General features: G+C 54.6%; 24 protein-coding genes, 2 pseudogenes and 1 other annotated feature. Of the genes and pseudogenes, 5 read left to right on the forward strand and 21 right to left on the reverse strand.

Annotated features, from left to right (window positions below; genetic code table 11):
- Positions 1–191: 191 nt before the first annotated feature.
- The 7 genes from E5201_RS14345 to E5201_RS14375 form a co-directional block, all read right to left on the reverse strand.
- Positions 192–419, reverse strand: coding sequence for a hypothetical protein (locus E5201_RS14345; RefSeq protein WP_140987142.1), 228 nt, complete (start codon positions 417–419; stop codon positions 192–194).
- A gap of 349 nt (positions 420–768) precedes the next feature.
- A complete protein-coding gene (locus E5201_RS15165) occupies positions 769–1,062 on the reverse strand; it encodes a type II toxin-antitoxin system RelE/ParE family toxin (RefSeq protein WP_140987143.1) in 294 nt (97 codons plus the stop codon).
- Positions 1,049–1,333 carry a type II toxin-antitoxin system ParD family antitoxin gene (locus tag E5201_RS14355; protein ID WP_181404662.1) on the reverse strand — a complete coding sequence of 95 codons (285 nt, stop codon included), beginning with the start codon at positions 1,331–1,333 and terminating at the stop codon, positions 1,049–1,051. The genes E5201_RS15165 and E5201_RS14355 overlap by 14 nt, the downstream gene beginning before the upstream one ends.
- Before the next feature lie 113 nt (positions 1,334–1,446).
- A complete protein-coding gene (locus E5201_RS14360; protein WP_140987145.1) occupies positions 1,447–2,484 on the reverse strand; it encodes a relaxase/mobilization nuclease domain-containing protein in 1,038 nt (345 codons plus the stop codon).
- On the reverse strand, positions 2,481–3,077 hold the full coding sequence (locus tag E5201_RS14365) for a plasmid mobilization relaxosome protein MobC (protein ID WP_140987146.1): 597 nt from the start codon (positions 3,075–3,077) through the stop codon (positions 2,481–2,483). Before E5201_RS14365 ends, E5201_RS14360 begins: the two co-directional genes overlap by 4 nt.
- A gap of 294 nt (positions 3,078–3,371) precedes the next feature.
- Positions 3,372–4,328 carry a ParB/RepB/Spo0J family partition protein gene (locus E5201_RS14370; protein WP_140987147.1) on the reverse strand — a complete coding sequence of 319 codons (957 nt, stop codon included), beginning with the start codon at positions 4,326–4,328 and terminating at the stop codon, positions 3,372–3,374.
- A complete protein-coding gene (locus E5201_RS14375; RefSeq protein WP_140987148.1) occupies positions 4,325–5,146 on the reverse strand; it encodes a ParA family protein in 822 nt (273 codons plus the stop codon). The genes E5201_RS14370 and E5201_RS14375 overlap by 4 nt, the downstream gene beginning before the upstream one ends.
- A gap of 391 nt (positions 5,147–5,537) precedes the next feature.
- Between E5201_RS14375 and E5201_RS14380 the strand changes: the two genes are divergently transcribed.
- The 3 genes from E5201_RS14380 (at position 5,538) to E5201_RS14390 (ending at position 8,661) form a co-directional block, all read left to right on the forward strand.
- The gene (locus E5201_RS14380; protein WP_140987149.1) at positions 5,538–6,218 is read left to right on the forward strand and encodes a ParA family protein; all 681 of its coding nucleotides are present in this window, start codon (positions 5,538–5,540) and stop codon (positions 6,216–6,218) included.
- Positions 6,208–6,642: a hypothetical protein gene (locus tag E5201_RS14385; RefSeq protein ID WP_140987150.1), complete on the forward strand. Its 435-nt coding sequence runs from the start codon at positions 6,208–6,210 to the stop codon at positions 6,640–6,642. The genes E5201_RS14380 and E5201_RS14385 overlap by 11 nt, the downstream gene beginning before the upstream one ends.
- A 900-nt stretch (positions 6,643–7,542) precedes the next feature.
- The gene (locus E5201_RS14390; RefSeq protein WP_140987151.1) at positions 7,543–8,661 is read left to right on the forward strand and encodes a replication initiator protein A; all 1,119 of its coding nucleotides are present in this window, start codon (positions 7,543–7,545) and stop codon (positions 8,659–8,661) included.
- An 81-nt stretch (positions 8,662–8,742) separates the two neighbouring features.
- On the opposite strand, the gene E5201_RS14395 is transcribed toward E5201_RS14390, so the two are convergent.
- From E5201_RS14395 to E5201_RS14435, 10 genes are all read right to left on the reverse strand, one after another.
- Positions 8,743–9,066, reverse strand: coding sequence for a DUF736 domain-containing protein (locus E5201_RS14395; RefSeq protein ID WP_140987152.1), 324 nt, complete (start codon positions 9,064–9,066; stop codon positions 8,743–8,745).
- 577 nt (positions 9,067–9,643) lie between these two features.
- On the reverse strand, positions 9,644–10,093 hold the full coding sequence (locus tag E5201_RS14400) for a helix-turn-helix domain-containing protein (RefSeq protein ID WP_140987153.1): 450 nt from the start codon (positions 10,091–10,093) through the stop codon (positions 9,644–9,646).
- On the reverse strand, positions 10,090–10,374 hold the full coding sequence (locus tag E5201_RS14405) for a hypothetical protein (protein WP_140987154.1): 285 nt from the start codon (positions 10,372–10,374) through the stop codon (positions 10,090–10,092). The genes E5201_RS14400 and E5201_RS14405 overlap by 4 nt, the downstream gene beginning before the upstream one ends.
- A gap of 324 nt (positions 10,375–10,698) precedes the next feature.
- Entirely contained in the window at positions 10,699–11,628 is a 930-nt protein-coding gene (locus E5201_RS14410; RefSeq protein ID WP_219993654.1) for a DUF2493 domain-containing protein, read from the reverse strand.
- Positions 11,629–11,997: 369 nt separating this feature from the next.
- The gene (locus E5201_RS14415) at positions 11,998–13,038 is read right to left on the reverse strand and encodes a DUF7146 domain-containing protein (protein ID WP_181404663.1); all 1,041 of its coding nucleotides are present in this window, start codon (positions 13,036–13,038) and stop codon (positions 11,998–12,000) included.
- Positions 13,038–17,378, reverse strand: coding sequence for a strawberry notch family protein (locus tag E5201_RS14420; protein WP_246050815.1), 4,341 nt, complete (start codon positions 17,376–17,378; stop codon positions 13,038–13,040). Before E5201_RS14420 ends, E5201_RS14415 begins: the two co-directional genes overlap by 1 nt.
- 185 nt (positions 17,379–17,563) lie before the next feature.
- Positions 17,564–17,929 (reverse strand): antirestriction protein, encoded by a 366-nt coding sequence (locus E5201_RS14425; protein WP_246050816.1) that lies wholly within the window; start codon positions 17,927–17,929, stop codon positions 17,564–17,566.
- A gap of 178 nt (positions 17,930–18,107) precedes the next feature.
- Positions 18,108–18,269: a hypothetical protein gene (locus tag E5201_RS14840; protein ID WP_181404664.1), complete on the reverse strand. Its 162-nt coding sequence runs from the start codon at positions 18,267–18,269 to the stop codon at positions 18,108–18,110.
- A gap of 18 nt (positions 18,270–18,287) precedes the next feature.
- Positions 18,288–18,932, reverse strand: a complete 645-nt coding sequence (locus E5201_RS14430) for an antitoxin of toxin-antitoxin stability system (protein ID WP_140987158.1) — start codon at positions 18,930–18,932, stop codon at positions 18,288–18,290.
- Complete coding sequence (locus E5201_RS14435) at positions 18,925–19,338, reverse strand: hypothetical protein (protein WP_140987159.1); 414 nt, start codon at positions 19,336–19,338, stop codon at positions 18,925–18,927. The genes E5201_RS14430 and E5201_RS14435 overlap by 8 nt, the downstream gene beginning before the upstream one ends.
- A 483-nt stretch (positions 19,339–19,821) precedes the next feature.
- On the opposite strand from E5201_RS14435, the gene E5201_RS14440 reads away from it, so the two are divergent.
- Positions 19,822–20,925: a Fic family protein gene (locus E5201_RS14440; protein ID WP_140987160.1), complete on the forward strand. Its 1,104-nt coding sequence runs from the start codon at positions 19,822–19,824 to the stop codon at positions 20,923–20,925.
- Positions 20,926–21,162: 237 nt separating this feature from the next.
- On the opposite strand, the gene E5201_RS14445 is transcribed toward E5201_RS14440, so the two are convergent.
- From E5201_RS14445 to E5201_RS14460, 4 genes and pseudogenes are all read right to left on the reverse strand, one after another.
- The gene (locus E5201_RS14445; RefSeq protein ID WP_140987161.1) at positions 21,163–23,232 is read right to left on the reverse strand and encodes a caspase family protein; all 2,070 of its coding nucleotides are present in this window, start codon (positions 23,230–23,232) and stop codon (positions 21,163–21,165) included.
- A 113-nt stretch (positions 23,233–23,345) separates the two neighbouring features.
- On the reverse strand, positions 23,346–23,684 hold the full coding sequence (locus E5201_RS14450) for a hypothetical protein (RefSeq protein ID WP_140987162.1): 339 nt from the start codon (positions 23,682–23,684) through the stop codon (positions 23,346–23,348).
- Positions 23,685–23,728: 44 nt separating this feature from the next.
- A protein-coding gene (locus E5201_RS14455) for an IS3 family transposase (RefSeq protein ID WP_425456587.1) occupies positions 23,729–24,825 on the reverse strand; the annotation gives its coding sequence in 2 pieces (ribosomal slippage) (positions 23,729–24,669 and positions 24,669–24,825; 1,098 coding nt in all).
- Positions 24,560–24,676, reverse strand: a sequence feature (AL1L pseudoknot). (Overlaps the previous gene by 117 nt.)
- 13 nt (positions 24,826–24,838) lie before the next feature.
- Positions 24,839–25,986: pseudogene (locus E5201_RS14460) on the reverse strand (IS3 family transposase).
- 56 nt (positions 25,987–26,042) lie between these two features.
- On the opposite strand from E5201_RS14460, the pseudogene E5201_RS14465 reads away from it, so the two are divergent.
- A pseudogene (locus tag E5201_RS14465) lies at positions 26,043–26,174 on the forward strand (helix-turn-helix domain-containing protein); the annotation flags it as partial.

Below are 26,174 nucleotides of genomic sequence, written 5' to 3' on the forward strand. Positions count from 1 at the left end.
AACAAGCCTGATCGAGCTCGTCAATTAGCGTCCGAGGCTCATCTACGTCGCTGGGGCTGAGGACAGGCAATATTTCCACGTTAAGGCATGGGTACCGCAGCAAGGCCTCATTAGTATCCAGTTGTGACATCATCTATACGCACCCGCCTTCCTTTACAGCAATCATACGGTTTCTCACCTGTATCACGCCTTTAGGGGATCGAGACCATAAGTACATCCAGTTGGGGGCGTCCCTTGTCCATCCACGGGTGGCTGCGCACCTGAAAGCCTTTTTCATTGGCAAAGGCCTCCAGTTCCAGTGCTGACCGTGTCCAGACATCCGGATCGACATCGGTACTGTAGCGGGCACAATAATCCCCCGTCACCGACTGCCCGATGGCAGAGCGTAACGCCTGCAATGTAACCTCTTTGATCTGCATGAGTGCAACCACTTTCCCGGTGCTAATATTCCGTATGCTTACCCAGAGACCGCCAACAGCTCAGCAGATCATCCCGATCCTGCTCAATAGACTCCAGAGGACCTGTTCCGGATCTGAATATATTATTGTAAGTCGTTTGGATCTCGAAATAGACCTCTGAATTATCCCCGCGTCTCACTCTGGTCAGCGGGTGGACAATCGTGAGCTTATCGAGATCAATGTGATAACCGTAGAAATTATAAATCATTTCCCGACCTTTGTTTCCTGATCATCCGAACAGGGCCTGCCCCTTTGAATAACAATGTTTGGGCCAAATAAGTATGTAAAGACTCTGCCGTACCGGGGGCAACTATGCCAGATGACGGACGGCATCCATACGGTCATGAAGGACGCGAATAATGTAAATCGTTTCCGCCTCGATCCGGTAATAGATGTAGTGACGCCCAACAGTTATCCGAAGAAGGCCAAGGCGAGGCCGCCCGATTTGAGGATTAGCCGTTATTTCTGCGATCGTCTGATCTATCTTTTCGGCGTAGGTGTTGAGTTGGTCGCGACCCCAGCGTCTGAGCGTAAAACTGAAGATGTCCCGAAGATCCTGTTCCGCCGGGTCAGTGTAAACTATGCGGTATTCAGGAGCGCCCATCCGCAGAAAGGCCCCCTTCCCTCTCCGCCTGATCGATGATCTCGCGCGCTATTTCCTGCGCGCGCCCTGATGTATAGACTTTAGTACGGCCTTCACGAACCGCCTGCTCACCCACCTCCAGAGCGGCGACGAGGTTTGCATATTCGCGGTCATCCTGTTCGCGCAGGCGCCGTACCGCATCGCGCACGAGTTCGGTGGCGTTACTGTAAAAACCATCCGCGACCTTCGCTTTGATATAGCCTTCATCAACCGGCGGAAAATTTATATTCATAACGATTTGCCTCATTCATGTGCAAAATAAGCGCATAATATGTACATGAAAATGTGTCTTTGAGCAAGAAATTTGGCCGCGCCTGCTTCGCCTGGCTGCAACCCAAAATCTCCTCAACGTTCGGGCTCAGACCTGTTGCGTGTCGGCGCAGACACTGGTTTCACCCTGTCAGGCGAAGCCAGCGTCTGAATATGCTTCGCCAGCCGCACGGCAAGGTGCCTGTCTGCCGGATCTTCCGACTCTGCCAGAATACGGCTGGCGGCATAATAATATTCCAGACGCCTCTGTTCCAAACGCTGGGCCTTCTCCACCCGTGGGGAAGACGGTTCCGGTGGCCGGATATCCGGCTGCCCCCTGCCCTTGGCCTCCATGGCCTTAATAGCCCTTGCAGAGCCCCGGGTGCGCTTCAGACGCGCCAGACGGGTTGTGGCATTGGCTTCTACGCCATGAGACCGTAATTCAGCCGCAAAGCCCTCACGCCAGCGCTGCAGATCTGCCTTGCGCGGGTTCAGGCGCTTGCCGTCAGGGCCCTCCATACGCAGACAGAGATGGATATGCGCATGATCAGGGGGATCAGGGTCAGGATCCGTGGATGGGGTATGATAGGCAAAGACATACTGATGACCGTCAAACTCTGACTGTGCAAACGCCCGCACCGCCCGCTTGAGACCGGCTTCATCGGTCATGGCTGGCATGGAAAAGACCAGATTGAGTGTATCGCGCCGGTCACTCACCTCCCCCAGAGGACGCACGCCCCCGTAACGCCACTCTTCCCTCAGATCAGCAAGCTGATCCTTTCCTGACAGAATGCATCCGTCCTGATCCTCAAGCGCGATCTGGCCCTTGCGGCTGATATAGCTGATATGCCGCCCGATCTCGGTCAGCCCGTTGCAGGAGGAGGTGATCTTGACCATGACCTCGGGTACCTTGCGTATGGTGCGATCCAGACGCTCCCTTATGGCCTGCGCCCGACGGGCCGGGTCACCCCCGCCCCTGCCTTTTCCACCGGCATTACCAACCGACACACTCCGGCGGCCCACTACTGTCATAGCGGATTTGGAACGGGCCCTGAGCATCTGTACCTGAGCCTCATACTCCCCGTCTTCCCAATCAATCAGAAAACCGTCGACATAGGCTTTGGGCAGGCTCACGGACGCCACCGTTGCGCATTACCATCCAGCAGGTCACGCAGGTGCGTCTTATGCGCCTGTATCTCTTTCAGGATGTAATCAATCTGTGCCGATGTCAGGTCGTCACTGAACTCACGACTATTCAGATGGCGGGCGATCTGGTTGATGTTGCGCCCCAGAGCCAGCATGTTGCGGTTTGACTGCACCAGCGCTTCCAGTTCGGCTGAATTAAACTGCGGCTTGCCCAACTGCACGCGCAAGAGTGACTGAAGCCAGCGGGACAGACTCATACCCTCCCTGCCGGCCATCTCGCCCAGCACCGCATACTCGTCCTCTGACAGGGTGATCTCGATCCGCTTCTGCCCCCCGCGCCGAGCAGACCTGGCTTCTTTCAGGCGAGGTGTAATTACCCCCCTGCCCTGCCCCTTCATCACGGCAGTCAGAACCTGACGCACCGCTTCGGAAGGCGTCAGCCCATGCGACGCGCACCAGTCCTTCCAGGGTGCTTTCAGGTCCTTCAGATCTACCGCAAGGATTGATCGACCCTGATTTATCTTTGTTTCGTTCATCTCAATTTCGGTAAATATCGGTGCGTGTATGACAAATCCGGCCAAAGGCCTATCCTGCCTATACACTTTTGAGCCTCAGAACTTTCTCATGAGAAAGTTTTTTCACCCACTGCTCCGGCTGGCAAATGTGGTGCTAGACCATATGGAAATGCTGGACACCGCTGCCAGTGCATAGAGGGGGCTTTGCCGCCCCCTCTTCCCGCTCCGCGCAAATTCACCCTTGCAAGGATAAGATCGGGCGCGGCTCACGCCGCCGCGCACATCATATGAACGGTTTGGCTCGGCGAGGGAAAAACACAGTGTAGGAGCGCGCATACTATCTAGCCGCCTGAGTGAGAATTAAACATGGCTGTCTGTCAGCCGTTCTATCCTGACAGCATTGGCAGGCACTTCCGTGCGTTCCCCGGTATCCATCCATTGAAGTACCAGATGGCTTTCGGATGAACCACGTTCGGTCAGGAGAAGTGTTGCATGACGACCGTTGAGCGAGACATGCAGGACAGGCAGCTTGGCTTTAGATACTCGGTCTTTAATTGAAGTCTTTATGACAGCAGCCTCCAACTCCGCTGTTTCGGACATAGTCTGTGCCTCTGGCTGGAGCATAGCTTTCGGAGTAGCCGAATCTTCGACTATTGGCCCTTTCAGACTCTTTCTGAAAGTATCGACAGAGGCACGGGTGATATCCGCGACATTTGCCAGCCAGCACGCCGTTTCTTCAGGCCATTGCGTGTACAGATTACGCAGATCATAGAGCGTTTCAGGTGACTGGCATCGTCCGGAATTATAAATGTCCGTGATGTCCCGAGGCGCATCGATCAATGCCAGATACTTACTGACTGCGGTGGCAGAAATCCCTAACTTCTGGGCGATGATGTTCTTTTTGAAGCCGTTTTGAATTTTGGCGTGAATAAACTGTGCCATCTCCATCGGTGTCAGATCATCCCGTTGCAAGTTCTCGATAACTTGTTCGAAATCTGTGTGAGCTTCGTCCACGAAAGCGGGAATAGTCGCTAACCCAGCAGCCTTTGAAGCACGGAGTCGACGCGCCCCAAAATTAAGGATGTAGTTATTGGGTAATGTCGAATGGGGGCGAACTGAAACAGGGGATTTAACGCCCGATTCCCGAATGCTATCCGTCAGTTCAGCAAGTGCTGTTGTGTCAAATGATTTGCGCGGTTGGTCAGGGTCTTCATGGACCTGGTTTATGTCCAGTTGAAGTGGCCGCCCACCCTCCCCTGCGCTGTCGAGATTGTCAAAAGCATCCAAGGCGTCAAGATTTAAGGTTGGTAGGGTCATTGATTGGCCTCTTCGTGAAGGTGTAAGCCCATGCGATACAAAATTGTATCTAAAACAGGGCGTAACTCGTTGCAGGCGTCGCGGGCAGATGTCTTCTTCAGTTCCGGCAGAAACATTCCTGCCGCCTGAGCTTCAGCTATGGCTGAACGTTTTGGAACGAAAGCATATTTGGGTGATCCGGCCCGATCATCCGAAAGCAGGCGATTGCCAAACTTTTCGGTGAGCAATGTCATGTTCCGACGTTGGAATGGTGTGGGTTCAACCATATTCGGGAGAATACCGAGGAAATGTAGCTTTGGATTCAGTGCGGCTTTGATTTTTGATAGACCATATCGCGGATGGGCTAATAAGCCTGCGATGCCCTCAATCGCTTCCTGATTTAGCTGTACAGGCGCCAGAGCGTAATCTGCACTGATCAAGGCGGATGCGTAACGGATGTCCGGATTAGGATTGGTGTCTATTACACACAGATCGAAGTTGCCCGCCCTGCTGGACAGGAACGTGCGTAAATTGGTAGCGAAACGATTATGGTTGTCTGCCTGTTTTTCTAGTCCGGTGAGTCTGTCATCTCCGGCTACAAGAACGAAACGGTGCTCTTGGCCCTGAGCTATAGCGTTCCCGTTTAACAAGTCCGCACTGCTGAAAGATGTGGTTGTGACTGTTGAATGGCTTGTTAGTGGGCGGCTTGTGTTGCGCTGATGGTCAAGATCTATCACCAGTACGCGTAAGCCTATTGAATGTGCGTAATGCGCCAACTGCGTAGCCAGGGCGCTTTTGCCTACTCCGCCTTTTTGGTTGGCTAAAACTATAGATTTCAATAGATTTCCTTCTAAGAATAGCGGGCACTGTTTTCGAAGATATACGCAAATCTATCTATGATGGCGCGCGTAATTTAACAATCCATAATTGCATCAGTCTCCATGAGCTGTTTACATAAAATTCATACAGGCGCAAATGCATAAATGCGCATATATGCTAATACATATAAACACATGCGTATATGCGTATGAACGCTTTTGCGCTCATTCACATATGTTCTTGCGTATTTGATAACTTGCGCTTACGCTTATCTGCACATGTGCAAATACACATGCGTATTTACGCATTTGCGCAAGAACACATGTGCAAATGTGCAACGGTTTAATTTTTTGTTAACAACATCATATATACACATGCGCAAGTTCATATCTGCGCATTTGAGAGGACATCATGGCTGTCATCGCCCTCAATTCACCAAAAGGGGGAGTTGCGAAAACAACTCTTGCTATATTGCTTGCATCAGAATGTGCTTTTAAGGGGCACTCTGTAGCGCTCTTGGATGCTGACCCAAATCAACACGCGGCATTGTTTGGTGAGCGATCAACGGTCCCCGGCCTTGATTTTCAAGGTCAGATAACTGACCAGAACGTAATTCAGTCTATACGGCAAACGTCAAAGACCTATGATCTGGTTTTTTTAGACCTTCCGGGAGCGACGACTACGCTGAACCTAAAGGCTTTGCAGCTATCGGATTATGTTATTCTACCCTGTCAGACTTCACGGCCCGATGTTCGTGATGCCATGCGTGGTATCCAGCAAATTGCAGAAGCTGGTGATCTGAAGGGACTTCCTGAGGATGAAACTATTCCGTATTCAATCCTTTGGACTCGAATTCCATTCAGTTTTGAATCGAAGGCCGCCAGGTCAATTCGAGAAGCCATTGCTAAAACTGGCGCGCGGACTATGGGGTCTGTTCTGCATGAGCGCGCAGTTTACAAAGAAATGCACATAAACAGTGAAGTTCCACGCCAAATCGATCCAAACTCGGCTGCAACACGAGAAGTCAGTACATTGGCAGATGAGTTGTTGGAGAACCTGTACAAATTAAAGGAAACCGTTGATGCTGCCTGACGCCGAAAATAAGGTTGATCCAACCGATTTGCTAGCCGCGGATTTTGCTCGCCTTAGCCAAAAGCCTAAGAAAACTGAAGCTGGTGAGGGGAGGGGACTAGAACCCACCCCAAGACCCAGTCTTCGTGGCAGTCTCACAAAAACGCCTGCAGGTGACATTGAAGAGGCAGAAATTTCGGCAATTGCCGAGAAAGTGGCACGTGGGCATAGTGGTTTTACTAGCGTCAACAACAAGATGCCTGAAAAAATTGAAATGGAAAGACTTACTCTCGCGATTCCTGCTGTTACTGGACAGGATCTTGCTGAGAAGGCTGCAAAGTCCAGGGTAACGAAGACCTTCCTGCTACTCAAAGCATTGAAAGACGCTGGTTTCGACGTACCGGAAGCTGCTTTAATTCCGGACGGGCGTGCTCGACGGATTTAATGGTTTACGGGGGGGGTGATCCACGCACCATATCTGGAGAGCATCAGGTCAGAGGTTCTGGACTCAGTTGTCCGCATATTTATCCACAGCCCTTTAGTGTTAAATATGGTGTTATATAAGTGTTACGGCGATTCTTTTCTTCGGCTACTCTAAGCTGGATAAGGGCTTCCGTAGTTGGCCTTGTGTGTGAAGTGACGAAAAATGATGTGTGAAGTGACGAAGATCTGTGTGTGATATGACGAACGAAGCCTTTGATCCAAAATAAGTTTATGTAGTGTGTGAAATGACGTTTAGAGAGGCTGCATCGGATAGATCGCTTGCGAAATACCGAATCGGATTGACTCTCTAATCAATTTGCGAAAATCTGAGGTCGCCTTTGTGTGTGAAATGACGATTCTTGGTCGGTAGAATATCCCGGTTTGATGTCAACGAGCCGAATCGCCGTGTGTGAAATGACGATTTGGCGCCCAACTTGAGCGTAACTGTGTGTGAAGTATCGATATTAGGCAGTAGCAGCACCTATTCGTGTGTGAAATGACGATAGAGCCGTATTGTAGAAAACGTAATTGTCGGCAGAAGGGCTTCTACTGAGCGTGTGTGAAATGACGATGGGAGCCTTGTGACGCCTCTGAGTAGATGAAAAGAGGAAACGTTGAGAATATACAGTATAACTCATTGTCTTATAACAATAATATAAAGTGCCAAACTTGTTCATGTTCGCTGGTCGCGTGTGTGTAAAATGTCGAAAGAGTCACTCATGTTCTATGCCTGTGTGTGAAATGACGTTACCAGCCTTGAGAATGAGCGATGTGTGTGTAATGACGAAAGAAAATCGATCGAGTTGGATATTGGCGAAGCGGTAAAACTGGATCAGGGGTTTAAGCCTGAAGCGTGTGTGAAATGACGAAACGGAAAAGCAAAGCCGAACCAGAACTGCAGCTGTTTTCTAACGAAGGCTCTGAGACAGTCGATGTAGGTCGTTCACCGCTGTTACCAGAGCGTCGCGAAACTGATCTGTTCGTTTGTGATATCATGGATGCGGTACCCAAGGCTGACATGCCGAGCATGGAGCATCCTGTATTTTCGCTCTCCACAAAACCGGACACCCGCGTCCGTAGGTACGAGCATCATGATGCGTTTGTTGAAATAACGCCGTCGGTCAAGGGCATCGCAACGGTGCATGACCGCGATATCCTGATATATTGTATCAGCCAGACGATTGCTGCACTGAATCAGGGGCGTCCGGTATCGCAACATATCAGTATGAAGGCGTGGGACTTTCTGAAGGCTACGAACCGTACCACAAGTGGGGAGGGGTATGAGGGGCTAAAGGCAGCACTGGAAAGGCTGGCGGGCACGCGTATCAGCACCAATGTTAAGACCGGCGGCGATGAGACGTTTGAGACTTTCGGTTTGATTGAAAGTGCTAAAATCGTCCGCGAAACACGTGAAGGCCGCATGCAGGAAGTCAGTATAAAGCTTTCAGACTGGGTTTATCGCGCTATTCAGGCGAAAGAAGTCCTGACCCTGCATCCGGACTATTTCCGACTACGCAAGCCGTTAGAGCGCCGGATGTATGAACTTGCCCGTAAACACTGCGGTCGTCAGCCCAAGTGGGTTATTTCACTTGAATTGTTGCAGAAGAAATGTGGGTCGAATTCAACTCTCCGAGAATTTAAGCGCTTGGTTCGCACCATTGTTACACAGGACGAGCAGCATAATCATATGCCCGACTACTCTGTAACGATTGAAAGCGATAATGTGGTTTTCATTAATCGCATGAACCGGAAAGCCCTCAAAGCTCCTGGCACCTCGACGTCCAAAGTTGATGAACCGCACATTAGTCCTGAAACCTTTACCAAGGCGCGTCGGGCTGCGCCTGGTTATGATGTTCAGGCCTTGTTTCATGAGTGGGTTAATTGGTGGAAAGAGACAGGTAAACCGGATCTAAAAAGTCCGGATGCGGCGTTTATTTCCTTTTGTAAACATCGTCATGAGCGATCTCCAATCAGACGCTAGAAAATGAACGCTCTCTTAGCTGATTAAATCCGAAATTAAGGATAATGGCTCCAACCTTACGGTTGGAGCCGAAGGGGGAGATTAATCTCCCCGGCGGCCATTCGGTCGTGACCAGATGAGGGTATAGGTGTCGTCTTCGTCATCAAACAGGTTGGCGAAGATGGGAGCGCTGAATGAAGGATCATCCAGCTTCAGACCCAGATAGTCGCGGCCCTCGTTTGAAGTCTTGGACCAGGCGGCGCCAATTTCTGCGCGACCGACCAGAACCCGGTGGCTGGGCGCGTTTTCGCCGGATGCGCGGATATCAGGAACAATGCGCACACCCTTGACCTGAACGCTGAGGGTGACGATTTCGCCCGTGAACTCGTTGTTGCCGCTCTTCTTGAAGGAACCGATGTTAGCCATGTGTAAATCTCCTTTTCGTTTCGGGCCGTCACCATTGCGGCCTCGATGGAGATCGACCGGCCGGAGGCAATCGACGATGCATCGCTTGCGACCGGAACGGCAGTGAAGGACGGCGAGGACGCGGTTTTGTTGAGGCGCGAGGAATGGCGGCGTAGCCGACAGGGGAAGAAAACCGATTCAAGCCGTTGCAGACCAGACGATTGAGGCTTTAGCCGGACTTCGGCCAGATCAGTCCATTGAGAGGCCGTTTTGGTGTCACCACGGGATTGGGAAAAGAGATTTCACTGGCGGGCTGGTCCTCTTGAAGAGTGGCTGGTCACGGACACTGGCTCAGTTCGATCTGTTCCTGGCTTTGGGTATGGGGGATGATGACAATGTCTCATGCTCGCGTTTCTTTCAGCAACCATAGTTTTTCTGGTAGTTGTCGCACGTTGCATCTGGCCGAGGCTGGAAACCTCGAACGAGGGACGGGGTAGCTACAGCTATGGTTTCCGTCTGAATCTGGAAGCCCTCCGTTGCGGTGCCGGACGGCGGGTACGCTGTTGTACGAGACTGGTGCCAGAGTAATCACTGGGCGTTATCTGCTTGTAGCGCAAAGAACAGAGGCATCACCCTCATCTTCAGCGGCCAGACTTTTGACGAGATCAACGATTCTCCGGCGTTGGGTGCGACTTCGAATGCGCGGAAAGGTTTCTGCCAGCGCAATACCCTCAGGAGTCATCAGGAAGGCATGAATATTCTGTTCCAGAGCCGGATTTTCTGGATTAACTGATCCTGTTTGCCCAAAGCCTTCAAAGAAATGCGCGGGAGGCACATCCAGCAGGGTGGCAATCTCCATCAGCTTTGAGCAACTGATGCGGTTGGTGCCGCGTTCGTATTTTTGTACCTGCTGGAAGGTGACACCAATGCCCCTTGCCAAAGATTCCTGACTCAGGCCGAGAAACCTGCGGCGCAATCTGACCTTTGCGCCGACATGCAGGTCAAACGGGTGGGGGCCTTTGGGCTTTACCATATGGGAGGTGGTCATTGGCGCACCTCGTCAGTGTTATTGCGGCCGAGATGCTGTGCTACCCGATCCCAGGTTTGGGCTTCCTTACGGTCATGACGCCGCCACGCCTCGATGCATCTGATAAGGGCCTCTGCCTTGGCATGGTCTGTTCCGTAAAGGGTAATAAGTTCTTCCGCACGTGAGCGGATTTTCCATCCAGTGAACCAGTGGTGCCTTTTCTGAACGGCAAATATCAGGGTTGCCGCTATAGCCGCCAGAACGGTGGCCCATCCCGCTAACCATGAGATTTTGGCTATCATGCCTTCTCCCCTGTGAAGGCCCGATAAGCGGTACGCCCCCGCCTTTTGGCCTCCTGTGATCCTTGGTGATCGGGGAGTTCGTAAACCGCAGTAACTCGGTTCCTGCGACCTTTAGCCGGAGGCCTGGACATACGTCGCAGGCTCCCCAACCATGAGTCAAGGAGATGTACCGGAATGGCCGGTATCAACCAGTTACTGTAGGGTTACGACACCCTGGAGCCGCGCGTACGGTCCGATCCGATGATAGGATAAAAGGCGGGCAAAAGTCATTAGGAAAATCAGCCTATTAATATATGGCTTGTGTAAACAGGACGAAGGGGGCGCTTACGCGCCGCCCTTGCTGAACCGCCAGACAGGGATACCCATCTTCCTTGCCTTGTCGGCAAGATTGTCCTGTATGCCTGTGCCGGGGAAAACCAGAACCCCGATTGGCAGGGTTTCCAGCATCTCGTCATTGCGCTTGAAAGGTGCGGCCTTGGCGTGTTTCGGCCAGTCGGGTTTGAAGGCGATCTGTGTCACCTTGCGATGATCTGCCCAGCGCGCGGCGATCTTTTCCGCCCCTTTGGGCGAACCGCCATGCAGCAGAACCATGTCGGGATGTTTGGCATGAACCTGATCCAGTTTGGCCCAAATCGTGCGATGATCGTCTGTATCGCCGCCGGTAAAGGCGATCTTCGGGCCGGTGGGTACCAGAACTTTGGTGCTGGCCTGTTTGCGTGCGGCGAGAAAATCTCGGCTGTCAATCAGGGCCGCGGTCAGGTTACGGTGATTGACCATGGATCCGGTGCGGGGACGCCATGCGGATTTGGTGTAATGCTCAAAGTGGTCAGCGGACTGGTCGCGCATCAGTTCGAATGCGTTACGGCGTTCCAGAAGGGTCAGGCCCTCGGCAAGCAGCTGTTCCAGTTCGACCGATTTCACTTCGCTGCCGTCTTGCTCACGCTGGCTACGCTGTTGCGCCACTTCGTTGTCATCGAGTTCACGCTCGACCCGTTCGGTAGCGCGGTGGAAGAGGTTGACGGTGGACCAGAGCAGATTCTCCAGATCGGGTTTGAGGCGGGTATCCTCAAGGGTTGCGATCAGGGCGTCAAAAATATCGGCAATGGCGCCGATGATCCGGTTGCCGCAGGGCAGGGGGCGCGGATCCGGTTCATCCTCAAAAGCGCGGTAGCCGTAAAGCTGAAGTTCGTGAAGCATATGGTCAGTCTGGGATACGCCTTGAGAGGTTTCGTAGATGCTGTTCCCGTTTTTCATGGGTGGCTCCGTCGTCTGAACCGCGCCTGTCGCGGCCTTCATGGCGACGTAAGCCGGCAGACCGGACGCACAGGCACCCGCCCCGTCAGCGTTCCTGAAAGAACGACAGTCCCTGAAAGGGCTGACCCTGACGGGAAGGGCCGTAGCGAAGCGGAGGATGATGGGGACGGACGATTTTGTGTCGCGATGAAAGCGGCCAAAGGCCGCTTGAGGAAAATCGTCCGTCCCCATCATTGCCCGGACGTCCGGCCTGCTGGCCGATCGCCCTCTCTGAAGGCCGCACAGCGCTGGCTCTTCCAAAAGACGGGGTTACCCATGAAAGGGCAGTTGCATCCTTCTGTCCTCACGCGACCGCCCTTAGGCCCAGGCCTACTCAGGCATGAAGCGTCTGGCATCTTCCGGTGTGAGTTGACCATACAAATTCGCCCTCAGACTATCGTGATCGAGATGGCGGAGGTCGTCGTTGTAATCGGCCCGCTGCGGGATCAGAGTCAGGGCCTCGATACCGTTTGCACTGGCGCAGTGTAGCAGTCGATCCCGTGCCCGTTCACCGGCGTCGTCGTTGTCGCAGATAATGTACAGGCGTCGAAGACCGGTCGGAAACTGCAAGGCGGCGAGGTGGGTTGCGGACAGGGCGGCGGCCATGGGCAGGGCGGGCAGTATCTGACGTACCGATAAGACGGTTTCGATACCTTCGCCGATGGCCAGCACGTCATAGACTGTACCGAAGCGGACGGCATGACCTGACAGGCGACCCAGAGCCTTGCGCGACGGATCAAGGGGTGCCTTGCCCAGAGTGGCTGTATTGAAGCCTTCAGGATCAAGCCAGGTACGGTGTACACCGGTGATATGCCCCTGCAGATCGGTGACCAGGGCGATCAGCGCGGGCCATTGTTGTATAGGACCGGACGTGTCCGGACGGTAATAGCATTGCGGATGAAAGCGCAGGCTGGTGATCCCGTTAAGATCAGTGATCCCACGATTATGCAGATAGGTTTCCGCCAGTGTCCCCCTCAGGGGACGGGATATAGCCGCCAGCCGACGTGCGGCGTTATTGGTGTCGGTAGAGGCCGGGCAGGGGGCGGATGTCTGTGCCCGTTCGTCTTCCGGAAGGTCGAGGAACCGGTGCGCTTCGGTCAGGGTATCTCTGAGACTTGCCAGTCCGCAGCTCAGGCGAATGATATCAAGGAGGTCGCCATGTTCCTCTGTGGCCGCATCTGTCCACTTACCCGCCTTTCCTGTGGGGGTGTCGAACAGGCGGATATAGGTGGAGCGGCCTTTGGTGTTACGTACATCGCCAACGATCCAGTAGTTACCATGCCGTCGACCGTTAGGCAGGTAGTGACGGCACACCGCCCCGGCCTGACGGCCGAGGCGATATGCCAGTGTGGAAGCTGCAGTATGTATCATCAGGCTGCTGCTTTCTCGCTGATGCGCTGGACCGGCCATCTGTTGAGCAGGTTGGCGAGTATGGCGGGGCCGCTGTCGTCCATGGGTACAAAAAAGCGCAGCTTCCATGAGATGATTTCACTGAACAGGCCGTAAGCACGAAGCTGGTCGCGCAGACTGTCGGCAAACCCGCTCAGCTCAATGCGGCTTGCCCCCATAACCCGTACGCGCCGAAGCTGCATGTTTTCGGACAGATCAAGGATGGTGCGTCCTTCGGCAAGGGCGGCGTGGGCGGCTTCGGCGGTCAGGGCTTCGGTGCCCGAAGCGGTGGCATTTGCTGCCCAGGCGGGTGATACGCGACGACCGATCAGGCGCTCACCCTCATCGGTCTGCAGACGATAGACGCGGGGGGAATCGGCAGGCAGTCGTTTCCATACAGGTAGAAGCAGGCCCGTTACCATATGCAGGGTACTGTCGGTAAATTCCGGGATTTCGGTCAGTTCACGTACCCAAAGGGCGGCGAAAGTCGCCTGATCAGCCACCTGCCAGTGACTGTCGGCCATGGCCATGAGAGACGCATGGTGATGATCCATCGGTCGGATCAGCCGCACACGGCGTTCAATCTCTCCGTCGTCAAGCATCAGGGAGGGGGCTGACACCTGCACTGCGGCACGACCGGAGCGTTCATTGACCAGTAACAGGCCACGGTCATCTGTGGCGTAGGCAAGGGCGTCATCCAGCGACATAGGCCGGTTGCGTTCACGCCGGGTCAGAGTCACAAGACGTGTCTGTGCACCGGTGGCCGGATGTGTGTAGATAACCTGACGATCAGTGACGATGAAGCTTTCCGCCGTGAGCGTTTCAAGTCCGACGTCATAGACACCGCTCGTGATGGCGCCTTCGATCTTCGCCTCAAGCAGTTGCTCGAAAGCGGTGAAGAGGATTTCCTGAAGGTCGAGTGTCAGGGCCAGCAGGCGGTTGAGGAAGGTATTGATCGGCGGCAGATTGTCCTTGATACCATTGTCATCGACCAGTTTCAGACCGGTAGCGGACTGGAAACGCTCCAGAGAACAGCCTTCGATTTTTCCGCGTACCAGCAGCAGATAAAGCTGGCGCAGGGCATCACGCGCATAAGGGGATTCCAGATTGTCCTCCGGACGGAACAAGCCCTGGCCACCGGTCTGTCGCTGGCCGCGGGTGATGGCGCCCAAGGTGTCGAGGCGGCGGGCGATGGTCGACAGGAAGCGCTTTTCGGCTTTGACATTGGTGGCAATGGGTCGGAACAGGGGCGGCTGTTTCTGGTTCGTCCGGTTGGTGCGGCCAAGGCCCTGTATGGCGGCGTCGGCTTTCCAGCCCGGTTCCAGAAGGTAATGAACACGCAGGCGCTGGTTTTTGGCAGACAGGTCCGCATGGTAGGAACGACCTGTGCCACCGGCATCGCTGAAGATTAGCACCTGCTTCAGGTCATCCATAAAGGCGGACGTTTCTGCCAGATTGGCGGAGGGCGCGCGGTTCTCGACCATCAGCCGGTCAATGCCGTCCGATCCTGTCCTGCGCACAATGCGCCGTGACCGGCCCGTTACCTCTGCCACTTTCTCAGTGCCGAAGCGCTGGACGATCTGGTCGAGCGCTCCGGGTACAGGTGGCAATGCGGCCAACCGTTCGATCAGGTCATTACGACGAGCGACGGCTTCCCGACATTCGACGGGTTGCCCGTCACGATAAACCGGACGGGATGACAGCTTGCCCTCGGCGTCCGAGAAGGGTTCATAAAGCTGAACCGGGAAGCTATGAGCCAGATAGTCGAGAACATATTCACGTGGGGTGATATCCACCTGCACGTCGCTCCACTCTTCGGTGGGGATCTCGGCCAGACGACGCTCCATCAGGGCTTCACCTGTAGAGACGATCTGGATGACGCTGGCGTGTCCTGCGGCCAGATCCTGCTCAATGGAGCGGATCAGGGTCGGCGTCTTCATACTGGTCAGCAGGTGGCCGAAGAAGCGTTGCTTGGCACCTTCGAAGGCAGAGCGGGCGGCCGATTTGGCCTGCCCGTTAAGGGTGCCGGAACTGCCGGTAATATTGGCCGCTTCAAGCGCTGCATCAAGATGATTGTGTATAATGCCGAAGCCTTCAGCATAGGCGTTATAGATGCGCTGCTGTTCGCCGCTCAGCTGATGTTCGAGCAGTTCATATTCCACCCCGTCATAGGACAGGGAGCGGGCGGTATAGAGGCCCATAGCGCGCAGATCGCGGGCAAGCACTTCCATAGCGGCCACGCCACCGGCTTCGATGGCCTCAACGAAGTCAGCGCGCGTCGTGAAGGGAAAGTCCTCGCCACCCCACAGGCCAAGGCGCTGGGCATAGGCCAGATTATGCACACTGGTTGCGCCAGTGGCCGAGACGTACACGACGCGGGCATCGGGCAGGGCGTGCTGAAGGCGCAGGCCTGCGCGCCCTTGCTGGGAAGCGGCCACATCGCCGCGTTCACCCTTGCCGCCAATGGCGTTCTGCATGGCGTGGCTTTCATCGAAAATAATGACCCCGTCGAACTCCGAACCCAGCCAGTCGACGATCTGTCTGACCCGTGACACCTTTTCACCGCGATCGTCGGAACGCAGGGTGGCATAGGTCGTAAACAGGATGCCTTCTGTCAGATTAATGGGTTTGCCTTGCGGAAAGCGTGACAAAGGGGTGACCAGCAGGCGCTCCATGCCGAGCGCTGACCAGTCGCGCTGGGCATCTTCCAGAAGCTTGTCCGACTTGCTGATCCAGACCGCCTTGCGGCGACCACGCAGCCAGTTGTCAAGGATAATACCGGCTGATTGTCGGCCCTTGCCGGAGCCTGTGCCATCGCCCAGCATGAAGCCACGCCGGAAGTGTACAGCGCCTTCTACCCCGTCGGGTGCGGCCTGAACCAGATCGTAGGTCTCATCGACCGTCCAGGAACCGGCAAGATGTTCACTGTGCGCCTCACCGGCATAGATGACGGTTTCAAGCTGGGCGTCCGAAAGGAGGCCTGCGGTGACAACCCGCTCGGGCAGGTTAGGCCGATAGCCGGGTTTCGGTGGCGCGACACTGGCCATAGCCGCCGACTGCACCAGTTTGGTCGGGTGGGGCAGAGCATCCGGTATATGGATCGACTGTAAGCTGTAGGTTTCATAGATCGCTTCGTTCAGGGCACCGCCTTCCGGTGGCGCCCAGTCCTGCGTTTCGTAGGTGAGTTCCACACCCCGGGGTTCGGACGCGTTCTGGCGAACGGGGCGCGGGGTGATGGTCGGACGGGAACGACTGAGATAGGCGCTGACGCCTTTAGGCAGGGCAGCGGGAGCCGGTGTGGTCGGTGGCAGGGTAACCGGCAGACGTGCGGGGACCTGTGCGTCGATCCAGTCCAGAAGGGTGGCCACATCCGGTGCCATGCCTGCGGATGCGGGGAGGGCGGTCGGATCTTCGGCGGGACGTTTATCAATGACGGTGAGGCGCGTTTCGGTTGAAGTACCCTGTCTGGCATAAACTGAACCGGCGACGGCTGCGGTAAAGACAACGGTGCCGCGCGCCTGAAGGCGGATAAAGCTGTCGCGCCATACGGGGTTGTCGGGAGAGAAGCTGGCACCGGTAATCGCCACCAGTCGGCCGCCGTCGGCAAGCCGGTTCAGGGCCGAGGCCATATGACGATAAGCGGCGTCGGCCATTTTACCCGTGACATTGGCTAAGGCTGAGAAGGGCGGGTTCATCAGCACTACCGTCGGGGCTATTGCCGGATCCAGATGATCGTCGATCTGGGCGGCATCGAAGCGGGTCACCTTAACGGCAGGGAACAGGTCATCCAGCAGATTGGCACGATTGTCGGCCAGTTCATTCAGACTGACCTTTGCACCGGCCATGTCGGCAAGGATGGCCAGAAGGCCCGTACCGGCGGAAGGTTCCAGCACATGGTCGGTGGAAGTGATATCCGCAGCTGTCAGAGCCGCCAATCCGAGGGGCAGGGGGGTTGAGAACTGCTGATAGGCCTGACTGTCCTCGGTTCGGCGCGTATGGGTCGGGAACAGGCTGGCGATTCTGGTCAGGGCAGATAACCGCGCAGCGGGCGACGGGGCCTGTCTGAATATGGTCTTACCGTATTTACGCAGGAACAAAACAGCGGAGGCTTCGCAGGCGTCGTAGGCGGTTTTCCAGTTCCACAGGCCGGTATTGTCAGACGCGCCGAAGGCGGCTTCCATAACCTGACGCAAGACCCTGGCGTCAATGTTTTCCCCTCTGCCCAGATGGGGCAGAAGAAGCTTGGCCGCTGTCAGGGTGGACTGGGCGTTGTCGGAGGCAGGCGAAAACGCCGTGGCGACGGCCACGGAAGAGGTCATCATGTTCATGGAGGGGACTTTCAGGAGAGCCGGAAAAGGGAAGGATCCGGACAGTGCTCTCTCTCAACCGATCGGGATCACCTCATCCCGGCCTCACCCTGCCTTTTGATGGGCGGTTCGGCCTCCGGCAGTAAAAAAAGCGCCCCGCGGTCCGGCGGGGCGCTTGAAGGATTTAGAGACGATCAAACTCAGTCTATGGCCCGGAATATCTCTCCTGCCTCCGGATGGTCCGCAGCGTAGGCGTACAGTTTGCCGAACTGTTCGGACATCCGCTCGGATTCGCAGGCAAAGCTGAGATGGGAAAGTGCAAACAGGGAGGCAATGATCCCGGCGGCTTCTGCCGATACATCACCTTCATAGCCGTTGGTATCACAGATGATACGATAGCGCTCTTTCGAGGTCGGGTAGAGATAAAGGGGTTCGCTGTTACGTTCACAGAATTCCCACGTGCCGCCGCCGTAATCGTGAGGGCTGAGACGCGCCATGAAATTATAGACCGTGACTTCACCCGTCAGGAAATAGCGCGGGCCGAACAGGCCGGGCAGAAAATCCATACGCCGGTTTTCAGGCACAGGTGTGGCGGCGGATGAACGGGGAAGACATATGTTTAAACCAACTGAGGTCATGATGTTTCACTTATGAGAGCGGAAAAGGAGCGAACCTGCGCATTGCTCTCTGAACGGCACCGGTTCATTCCTTTTCCGGCCTTCCTTTCACTCTGATACGCCCAGACTATGCGTACTGATCCAGATAGGCCGCGCCCCGCTCGATCATCAGCGATTCCAGTTCGTCGGCATCTGCTTCGCCGATTTCTTCGGGTGTCCAGACAACGACGGCACATCCGAGCGCGCGGAGTGCTGAAACGGCGGACATGGTGGTTTCCTGATCTGTCATTGGTTAAGCTCCTCCGATCTATCCAAAACGTCGGCCACAGGCGGTGAAGGTATAGTCATTGGCCATCATGACCTTATCAACCACCTCATCAGAATTCAGATGGTCGTATTCATGCTCCAGCTGGCGATAAAGCCAACTGGCCAGATCGCGCAGCGCCTCTGAGACGGTGCTTTCAGCATCTGCCGTCATGTCCTGACAGGTCGGACTGTCCCGCTTCAGGGAAATGACCATGCTGTATTCGTGATAATAGTGCCCCTGATGCCGGACGCTGGCGTTTAGCTGGTAAAAGTTGCGGCGTTGGATGTCCTGAAGGGTATCTGCGATATCATGCAGATCTGTATCCTGAGGGGCATAGCCCTTGATCTGGCGACAGGCACCTTTCCGATAAGCATATTGCCCCTCGAAGCACGCTCCGTCTCCCTGACTCCAGAAGCCCCGAAAATAGATACAAGGCGTATGGCGGGTACCGCCACCATACAGTCGCACGGGGCGAAGCTTTAACCGCACACCAAGAATATCGCAGATGCGGATGAAGTCCTCATAGACAGCGTCATACCAGTCATAATCGACCCCCCCGTCACGATACCATGCGCGGGCTGTCTCTCTGGCAGTGTCTGACAGTTCATCCAGTTTATAGACAACGGTTTCAATGACCTCAGACATCGGCAAGGTCTCCGCTCAGAGCTTCGGTCAGCCATTCGTTGGTACTGATCCAGCCTATCGATTGGCGGGCACCCAGATCGATGATATGGGCGCCACCGCCGAAGGCATCCACCCGTGCTTTCGAACAGGTATTGGCATATTCAAAACCCCATAACCCCTTGAGGTCGAGGCGTTCAGCGCAATTCAGAACGAATTGAATAACGATTTCCGGATCGCCGCTACAGTCGTCATATATCCAAAGTTGGGTTGGGCTAGACGGATCAATAGCCAGATTGAATCCGTCTGAAGGGCGGAAATCCTGCTCTGTATCTTCAGACAGGCTATTGTAAAGGTCGAGGGCAATACGGGCGTTTTCAGCGGTGCCAACATCAAGCAGGCACGAGAAGTGGGTGAAATAGTCAGCCATAGTGGTTTTCTCAGGAGAGCAGGGGGGTGACGAACCCGGCACCGCTCTCACTGAACTGCACAGGCTCATCTTACTCCCGCCTGACTCTCACTCTGAAGAGCGGATGCACCTTCCTTAGGGATTGGTATTATTGTTAAGGACGCCGAGTAGTCGTGAGGGGCATTAAACCCCGCCGTAAGCCGCGGCTAGGCATCTCCGCCTAGCATTTATTTAAAGCGTTGCACTATATGGTAGCGGAAGGCTATCTCGCCACTGCAACATATTGGAACGTGCGCGTGATCTTATTATGTAAGCCTATTGCGAGTACCTGTAGGAAGCTGGTGAAACCGGGTGAGTCTGAGCAAATCACTGCGCTTCAAGCGAGTGGTGTGGTGCCAAGCCAATTATGCACTTGAAAGCGGAAGCTACGCATGATTGAAAAGAACTGGACTTATAGATCATTTTTACGCATGTTATGATTTATAAATAGGGTGCTTATTAATCGTGACCTGGAACTGGCAACAAAACAACTGGCCAAATTTTAGCTGGGATCAAAGCCAGCTCATAGCGTTTGAGCATAGCTTTCTACAGTCTGCCGGTATCAAAATCGGCGTGTCAAAACATCTTCCCGACATAGATCGCCGCAACCTCAGCATTGAACTTCTGAGTTATGACGCCGTAGACAGTTCCGCAATTGAAGGTGAGTATCTTGACCGCTGGAGCGTTCAGTCCTCAATCCAACGGCAATTGGGCCTAGCCACAGACCGCCGGAGATCGACACCCGCTGAAGCGGGCATCGCCGCCATGATGATTGATCTTTATAGTAACCTCGCAAAACCCCTCACCGAACAGGTGGTTTTGGACTGGCATCGTCTGTTGATGAATGGGCGCACAGATATTGTTGGTGTTGGGCGCTATCGAACCGACACAGAGCCAATGCAAATCGTTTCCGGAGCTATTTACGCACCGAAGGTGCACTACGAAGCGCCCCCCTCCTCTCGAGTACCGGCTGAAATGACCCAATTTATCGACTGGTTTTCCCGCACGGGGCCTGAGGGGAGTCATCCCCTGCCTGCTGTCACGCGCGCTGGTATCGCCCATTTATGGTTTGAATGTATCCACCCGTTTGAAGACGGCAATGGTCGCATCGGGCGAGCTATTGCTGAAAAGGCTTTGGCACAGGGGTTGGCTTCACCCGTTATCACGGGCATGGCCAGCACACTCCTGAAATATCGCAAGGAATACTACGCCCAGTTGGAAGGGGCGAGCCGCACGCTTGAGGTTTCCAATTGGATGACGTGGTTTGCGGAGAAAGCTGTTCAGGCACAGGCCCGCACCCTGGAGCAAATTGAATTTCTTCTGGCAAAGACGAAGATATTTGATCGATTGCGCGACAAGCTCAATGACCGGCAGGAAAAGGTTCTGCTGCGTATGTTCGCAGAAGGCCCGGACGGCTTCAAAGGCGGTCTGAGTGCGGCAAACTACATTACCATCACAGGCGCTCCTACAGCGACGGTTACCCGGGATCTGACGGGGTTGGTACAGTTAGGCGCATTGACCCGCACCGGCGACCGCAAGTCAACAAGGTATCATCTGCGATTGCCTTAAGGACTACTTGTGGCCCATAGCAGTCATCGTTTGAGAATTAAGGCCCTCCAAAGCGGACCTGCTTCTCAAAAGCTGAGGTCTCTAGGATTGTGGATGGTGAGTTCGACGGTTGTCGCCACGATCACATTACGCTATCACTCTAAGATGACGCGCACATACCCAAAACTGCCGAAAGGCATATATTTGTCCCAATTGTAAAGATTGTCAGGCGGGCGTCGATCGACAAGGTAGTGGATTTCAAAGTTCGCGTTCGCGACGCGGCAGCTTGCCTATCTCGTCAATGAGAGCAGTGAAATTGGCGTCATCATCCAAGATGGCATTGAGTAGCTCGGCTAGACGCTTATCAAATATCGGATGGTTGATCCGCGATCCAATAGGCGCGATTAGGAAATTGTAAGGTGTCAAATATCTTGACCGGAGCTGCACGCGTCCCTGTAGATTGACCACTCGCCCGTTAATTTCTGCGCCGCCATCATCATATTCTTCCCGGCTGACCGCGTGTCCGCTGTCCACTCGGCCATATTCTTCGAAGGAATAATGCCAAAGATCGAGATGTCTCTGTATGCGCTCATCAACGCCTACATACGCGCCTGACGGCGGCATTGCACGACACTGGACGTAGACGAAACTTTGCCAATAGAGGTTTCCCGGAACGGCAGCAATTTTCGCGATATCCAGTTCGGTGTGGTTCATGAGATATGTGCCGTCTGCCTGAAGTGCGAACTGCTCAATTTGCAAATTGCCGTCTCGCCACCACCAGACGGGCGTTCTCTCGTCGAAATTGAGTGGGTCACGAAGCAGAAGGCCTAACCTCTCGGCTATTTCATCTGGTTGCTCAAACCAGCGGATGCTGCGCACACCAGGGAAAGCGGTCCGAAATCGGTCATCAAAAAACTGAGTGCTGGTCCCGGTGAAACTGGGTGCTCCAACGGCCTCACGTAATGAGCTCCGTGGCGTTACCAATGTGGCGCCGGATTCGCTCTTCACGTCTGAAACAGGTTCATAGGTCTTGATCGCGAAGGTGCCCGTTGCCTCTAGAATGGCTGTTGGCGTCTGACTGGCCTTTATATGCTTGTTTGTAAAGCGGGGTACTTCGGCTCGCAGATAATCCTGCAATGATGTGCTGGTGAGCATACCCCCAACGCCGAGCGCGCGCGGCTCCCCCTCCAGGGCTTTTAGAAGAAAATAGGTCCAGACCCCATGCTTTAAACTGTCATGACTATAGGATTTTTGATTGGGTGCGCAGGCCGCAAATAGAGAAATGTAGGTCGTTTTATCCAAGAAGGTTTTGAGTTCCTGCGGATTGAACTCAGCCAACACGTCTCGCGCAGCGGTTCGCAGATCGGACGCACACGCATCGACAAATGCAAGGGCACGTTCGCAGGCACTCTTGCGTATCGGCTCGAGAAGGTCGTCACGAACGGAAAGAGTTGTACCTTCAAAATTGATTGGCCGGCTATCCCACGCCGTGAGACGGTTCCCAGTACCGCCATGAAATCCGTGACCCGCATAGTAAAAGATAAACAGGTCGTTTGGCCCTAATCCATAGGCCCTGTTCCTGATCTCCTCGCGGATATCGTTCAATGTCGCGTCCTGATCAGTCAGAACGGATATCTCCGGCAGAAGGTCAGCGAACATGAGTTCCAGCGCGCGGGCGAATGCCTCCGCATCCGCCTTGGCATAGGCGACCGGCTTAATCCCGTCACTGCCTGGCCGGTATGTCTCAATACCGACCACGATCGCGACAACGCGCGCGCTTTCCTCCGTCGCCTCGGCGGACGCCGCCGCCTCATCGACGGGCGCTGCCGGTTGACCCTCACCGCGTGTCGATCGCGTGCGGGTTCCATGCACGGGGGACTGCTCCTGCGCGCCATCTTGCATCCTATCGGACAAATCAGTCTTCGCTCGCGCGAGCAATTTGGGTGGAATGTCTCCATCCTTGATCGCCCAATGGGTGCGCGCCTGTTCGAAGCGGTCCATGCCCAATTGCGTCTCAAATTGGAGGATCGAATCTCGGTCAAGGAACGGCCTATCGGTGTCCGGGACGAATTCAAATGAGAAGTTGCGGCCATATCGCGCTAGATTGGTGATGCGACCGTGACGTACCAGTTCCGCATTTTCACCATCAACGCCAATCTCGTACATCAGAAGCGTTGGAATCTGTTCAAGCCGTTTCAGATCGGCAGGTACACCCCAGTCCAAGCTTTCGGCTTCCCAACCACTATACGTGTCGAAACGCTCAACCAGCATGTCTAAATCAGGCTGTTCAAGATACCCGGCTGCCCCATGAACAATCAAATTAAACATCGCGCCCCCTGACTCGGGCGTCTTCGATAACTAACCGTGCCCTTTTGCAATCGTTATTTTAATTCTCCGCTTTCAAAGCAAAGATTGCAAGTTTCAACGTCACGTTCCACTTTTTATGCACGAGACGTTTTTGCCCTGTCGCCCAGCAACTTGCCAAAGGCATCGACAATCGTCACTGGCATATATCCTGGGTTAGGTCGGATGACCGATTCAATTAGAACATCCATAAGTGGATCAGGCATCACTGGAAATTTTTGGTTCAGAAAAGGAAATGCCTCAACCAACCGGCTCCCAATATTCTTTCCGTTGGTCAGCATAAAATCGGCCGGTACGTTGAAAGAAAAATTGCCAGAATAGCGCACTGCGGTCAGTCGTTCTACCGACCACCCAAGGGCTGTCGTAAATGCAAGGATTGCCTCCTGCCAATCTTCGTGATTGTCGGGGCCCACCACAAGTGTGAACCGCGCCGGGTTTGCCGGAGACCGTTTGGTTTAAGTTATGCAGCCATTTCTGGCGTGTCCAGCATTGCGTAGTATCTTTCTTCGGCCTCGGCAGGCGGAATGTTTCCTATAGGCTCAAGAAGACGCCTGTTGTTGAACCAATCTACCCATTCCAGCGTTGCAAACTCGACGGCCTCAAAGTTACGCCACGGTCCTCGCCTATGGATCACCTCGGCCTTGTAAAGACCGTTGATTGTTTCGGCGAGGGCATTGTCGTAACTGTCGCCGACGCTTCCGACCGATGGCTCAATGCCTGCCTCCGCCAGCCGCTCGGAATAGCGAATGGACACATATTGCGAACCGCGGTCGGAATGATGAACCAGTCCGCCGCGGTGACTGGGCCGTCTGTCATGAAGCGCCTGATCAAGGGCATCAAGGACAAAGCCCGCATGTGCAGAGCGGCTTGCTCGCCAACCGACGATGCGGCGGGCGAAGGCATCAATCACGAAGGCCACGTAAACAAAGCCCTGCCAGGTGGCCACATAGGTGAAATCAGATAACCACAGCCTGTTCGGTGCGGGTGCGAAGAAGTGCCGGTTCACCCGGTCAAGCGGGCAAGGTGCAGTTTTATCCGACAACGTGGTTTTGACCGGCTTGCCACGAATGATGCCTTGAAGCCCCATCGCCCTCATAAGCCGCGCGACAGTGCAACGGGCAATGTCGTAGCCTTCTCGCTGCAACTGCCGCCAGACCTTGCGCACGCCATAGACCTGGAAGTTCTCGTTAAATACCTGGCGTATCTCGACCTTCATGGTCATGTCGCGTCGAGCGCGGGCCGATAGACGGCTCACGTCTTTGCGCCTGGCGATGGCCTCATAATAGATAGACGGGGCAATCGGCAGTAGCCTGCAGATCGGCTCGACCCCGAACACCGGGCGGTTTTCGTCGATAAAGGAAATCATCGCTTCAGTGGGCGGTCGAGCTCCGCCATCGCAAAATAGGCTGATGCTTTGCGCAGAATCTCATTCGCCTGACGTAGCTCGCGGTTCTCCCGCTCCAGCGCCTTCATCTTCTCCGCGACGTCACCCGGAAAACCCACACGCTTACCGCTGTCCACCTCGGCCTTCTGGCCTGTCCCTGGTTTGACGGACACGAAGTTTAGCTCGTCAAGTTTGAGCGAGCTTTTGTTCAAAGTCCATAGGGCTGAGATAGCCTAGGGTTGAATGCCGTCGGGTAGGATTATAGAATCGTTCGATGTAATCGAAGATTTCGGCTCGGGCCTGATTGCGGGTCCGGTAAATTCTCTTGCCGATCCGTTCAGTCTTCATTGACGAGAAGAAGCTTTCCATCGCGGCATTGTCCCAGACGTTACCAGACCGGCTCATGGAACATGTAACGCCATTGTCGGCCATCAGACGCTGGAATTGCTCACTGGTATATTGGCTGCCCTGATCCGAATGATGCAGCAAAGCATCGGGTTTACCTCGCCGCCATATGGCCATGATGAGAGCATCAGTCACCAGTTGAGCCGTCATATTGGCACTCATTGACCAGCCAACAACCCGACGAGAAAATAAATCAATGACCGCGGCTACATACAACCAACCTTCAGCCGTCCAGATATAGGTGAAGTCAGCCACCCATTTTTGATTGGGCTTTTCGGCCCTGAACTGACGATCCAGAACATTAGGGGCAATGACGGATCGCTGACCCACATCTTTGGGAAGGCCACGTCGGCGTGGCCGGGCGCGCAATCCTTGCAGGCGCATCAACCGCTCAACCCGGTGCAGCCCACATGAAACGCCTTCCGCCAGCAGATCATGCCAGACCCTGCGGGCACCATAGGTTCGGTAGCTCCCTATGAAACTGGACCGAACTCGGGTGCCAACATCGCGATCGCTCAGATTACGGCGGCTGGGGCCTCGTGTTAGCCAACTATTAAAGCCGCTGCGCTAAACACCGAGCGCTTCGCACATCCATGCCACCGGCCATATTCCCCGGTGCTTTGCGATAAAGGAAAACTTCACAGGCTGTCCTTCGCAAAGTAGGCGGCGGCTTTTTTTAAGATATCGCGCTCGGCCTTGAGTTTGGCTACTTCCTTACGCAGACGGTCAATCTCGAGTTGTTCCGGCTTCATCTGGCCCTTGCCCGGAAAGGCATCCTTGGGATCAGCCTCAAACTCACGCACCCAGTGCCGCAACACCGTCGGATGGATACCCAGTTCCCGACCAGCCTGAGCTGCCGTTACACCTCTATCCCTGATCATTTTTACAGTCTCGATCTTATACTCGCGACTATATTTTCGCTTCTCCATTTCTTACCTCCAGTTCGATAAACACGCTTTTCTACGTGTCCGTCAAACCAGGGACAGGCCAGAGGTACCCAGCCGAGGAAAAGCTCGAGATTATTCGGCTTGTTGAACAGTCCCATTTACCGGCCAAACGGACTTTGGGCCAACTGGGCGTGCCCAAGACGACCTTTTACCGCTGGTACGATCTTTAC

It is taken from the genome of Asticcacaulis tiandongensis (assembly GCF_006475605.1).
In the GTDB taxonomy this organism is placed as follows: Bacteria; Pseudomonadota; Alphaproteobacteria; order Caulobacterales; family Caulobacteraceae; genus Asticcacaulis; species Asticcacaulis tiandongensis.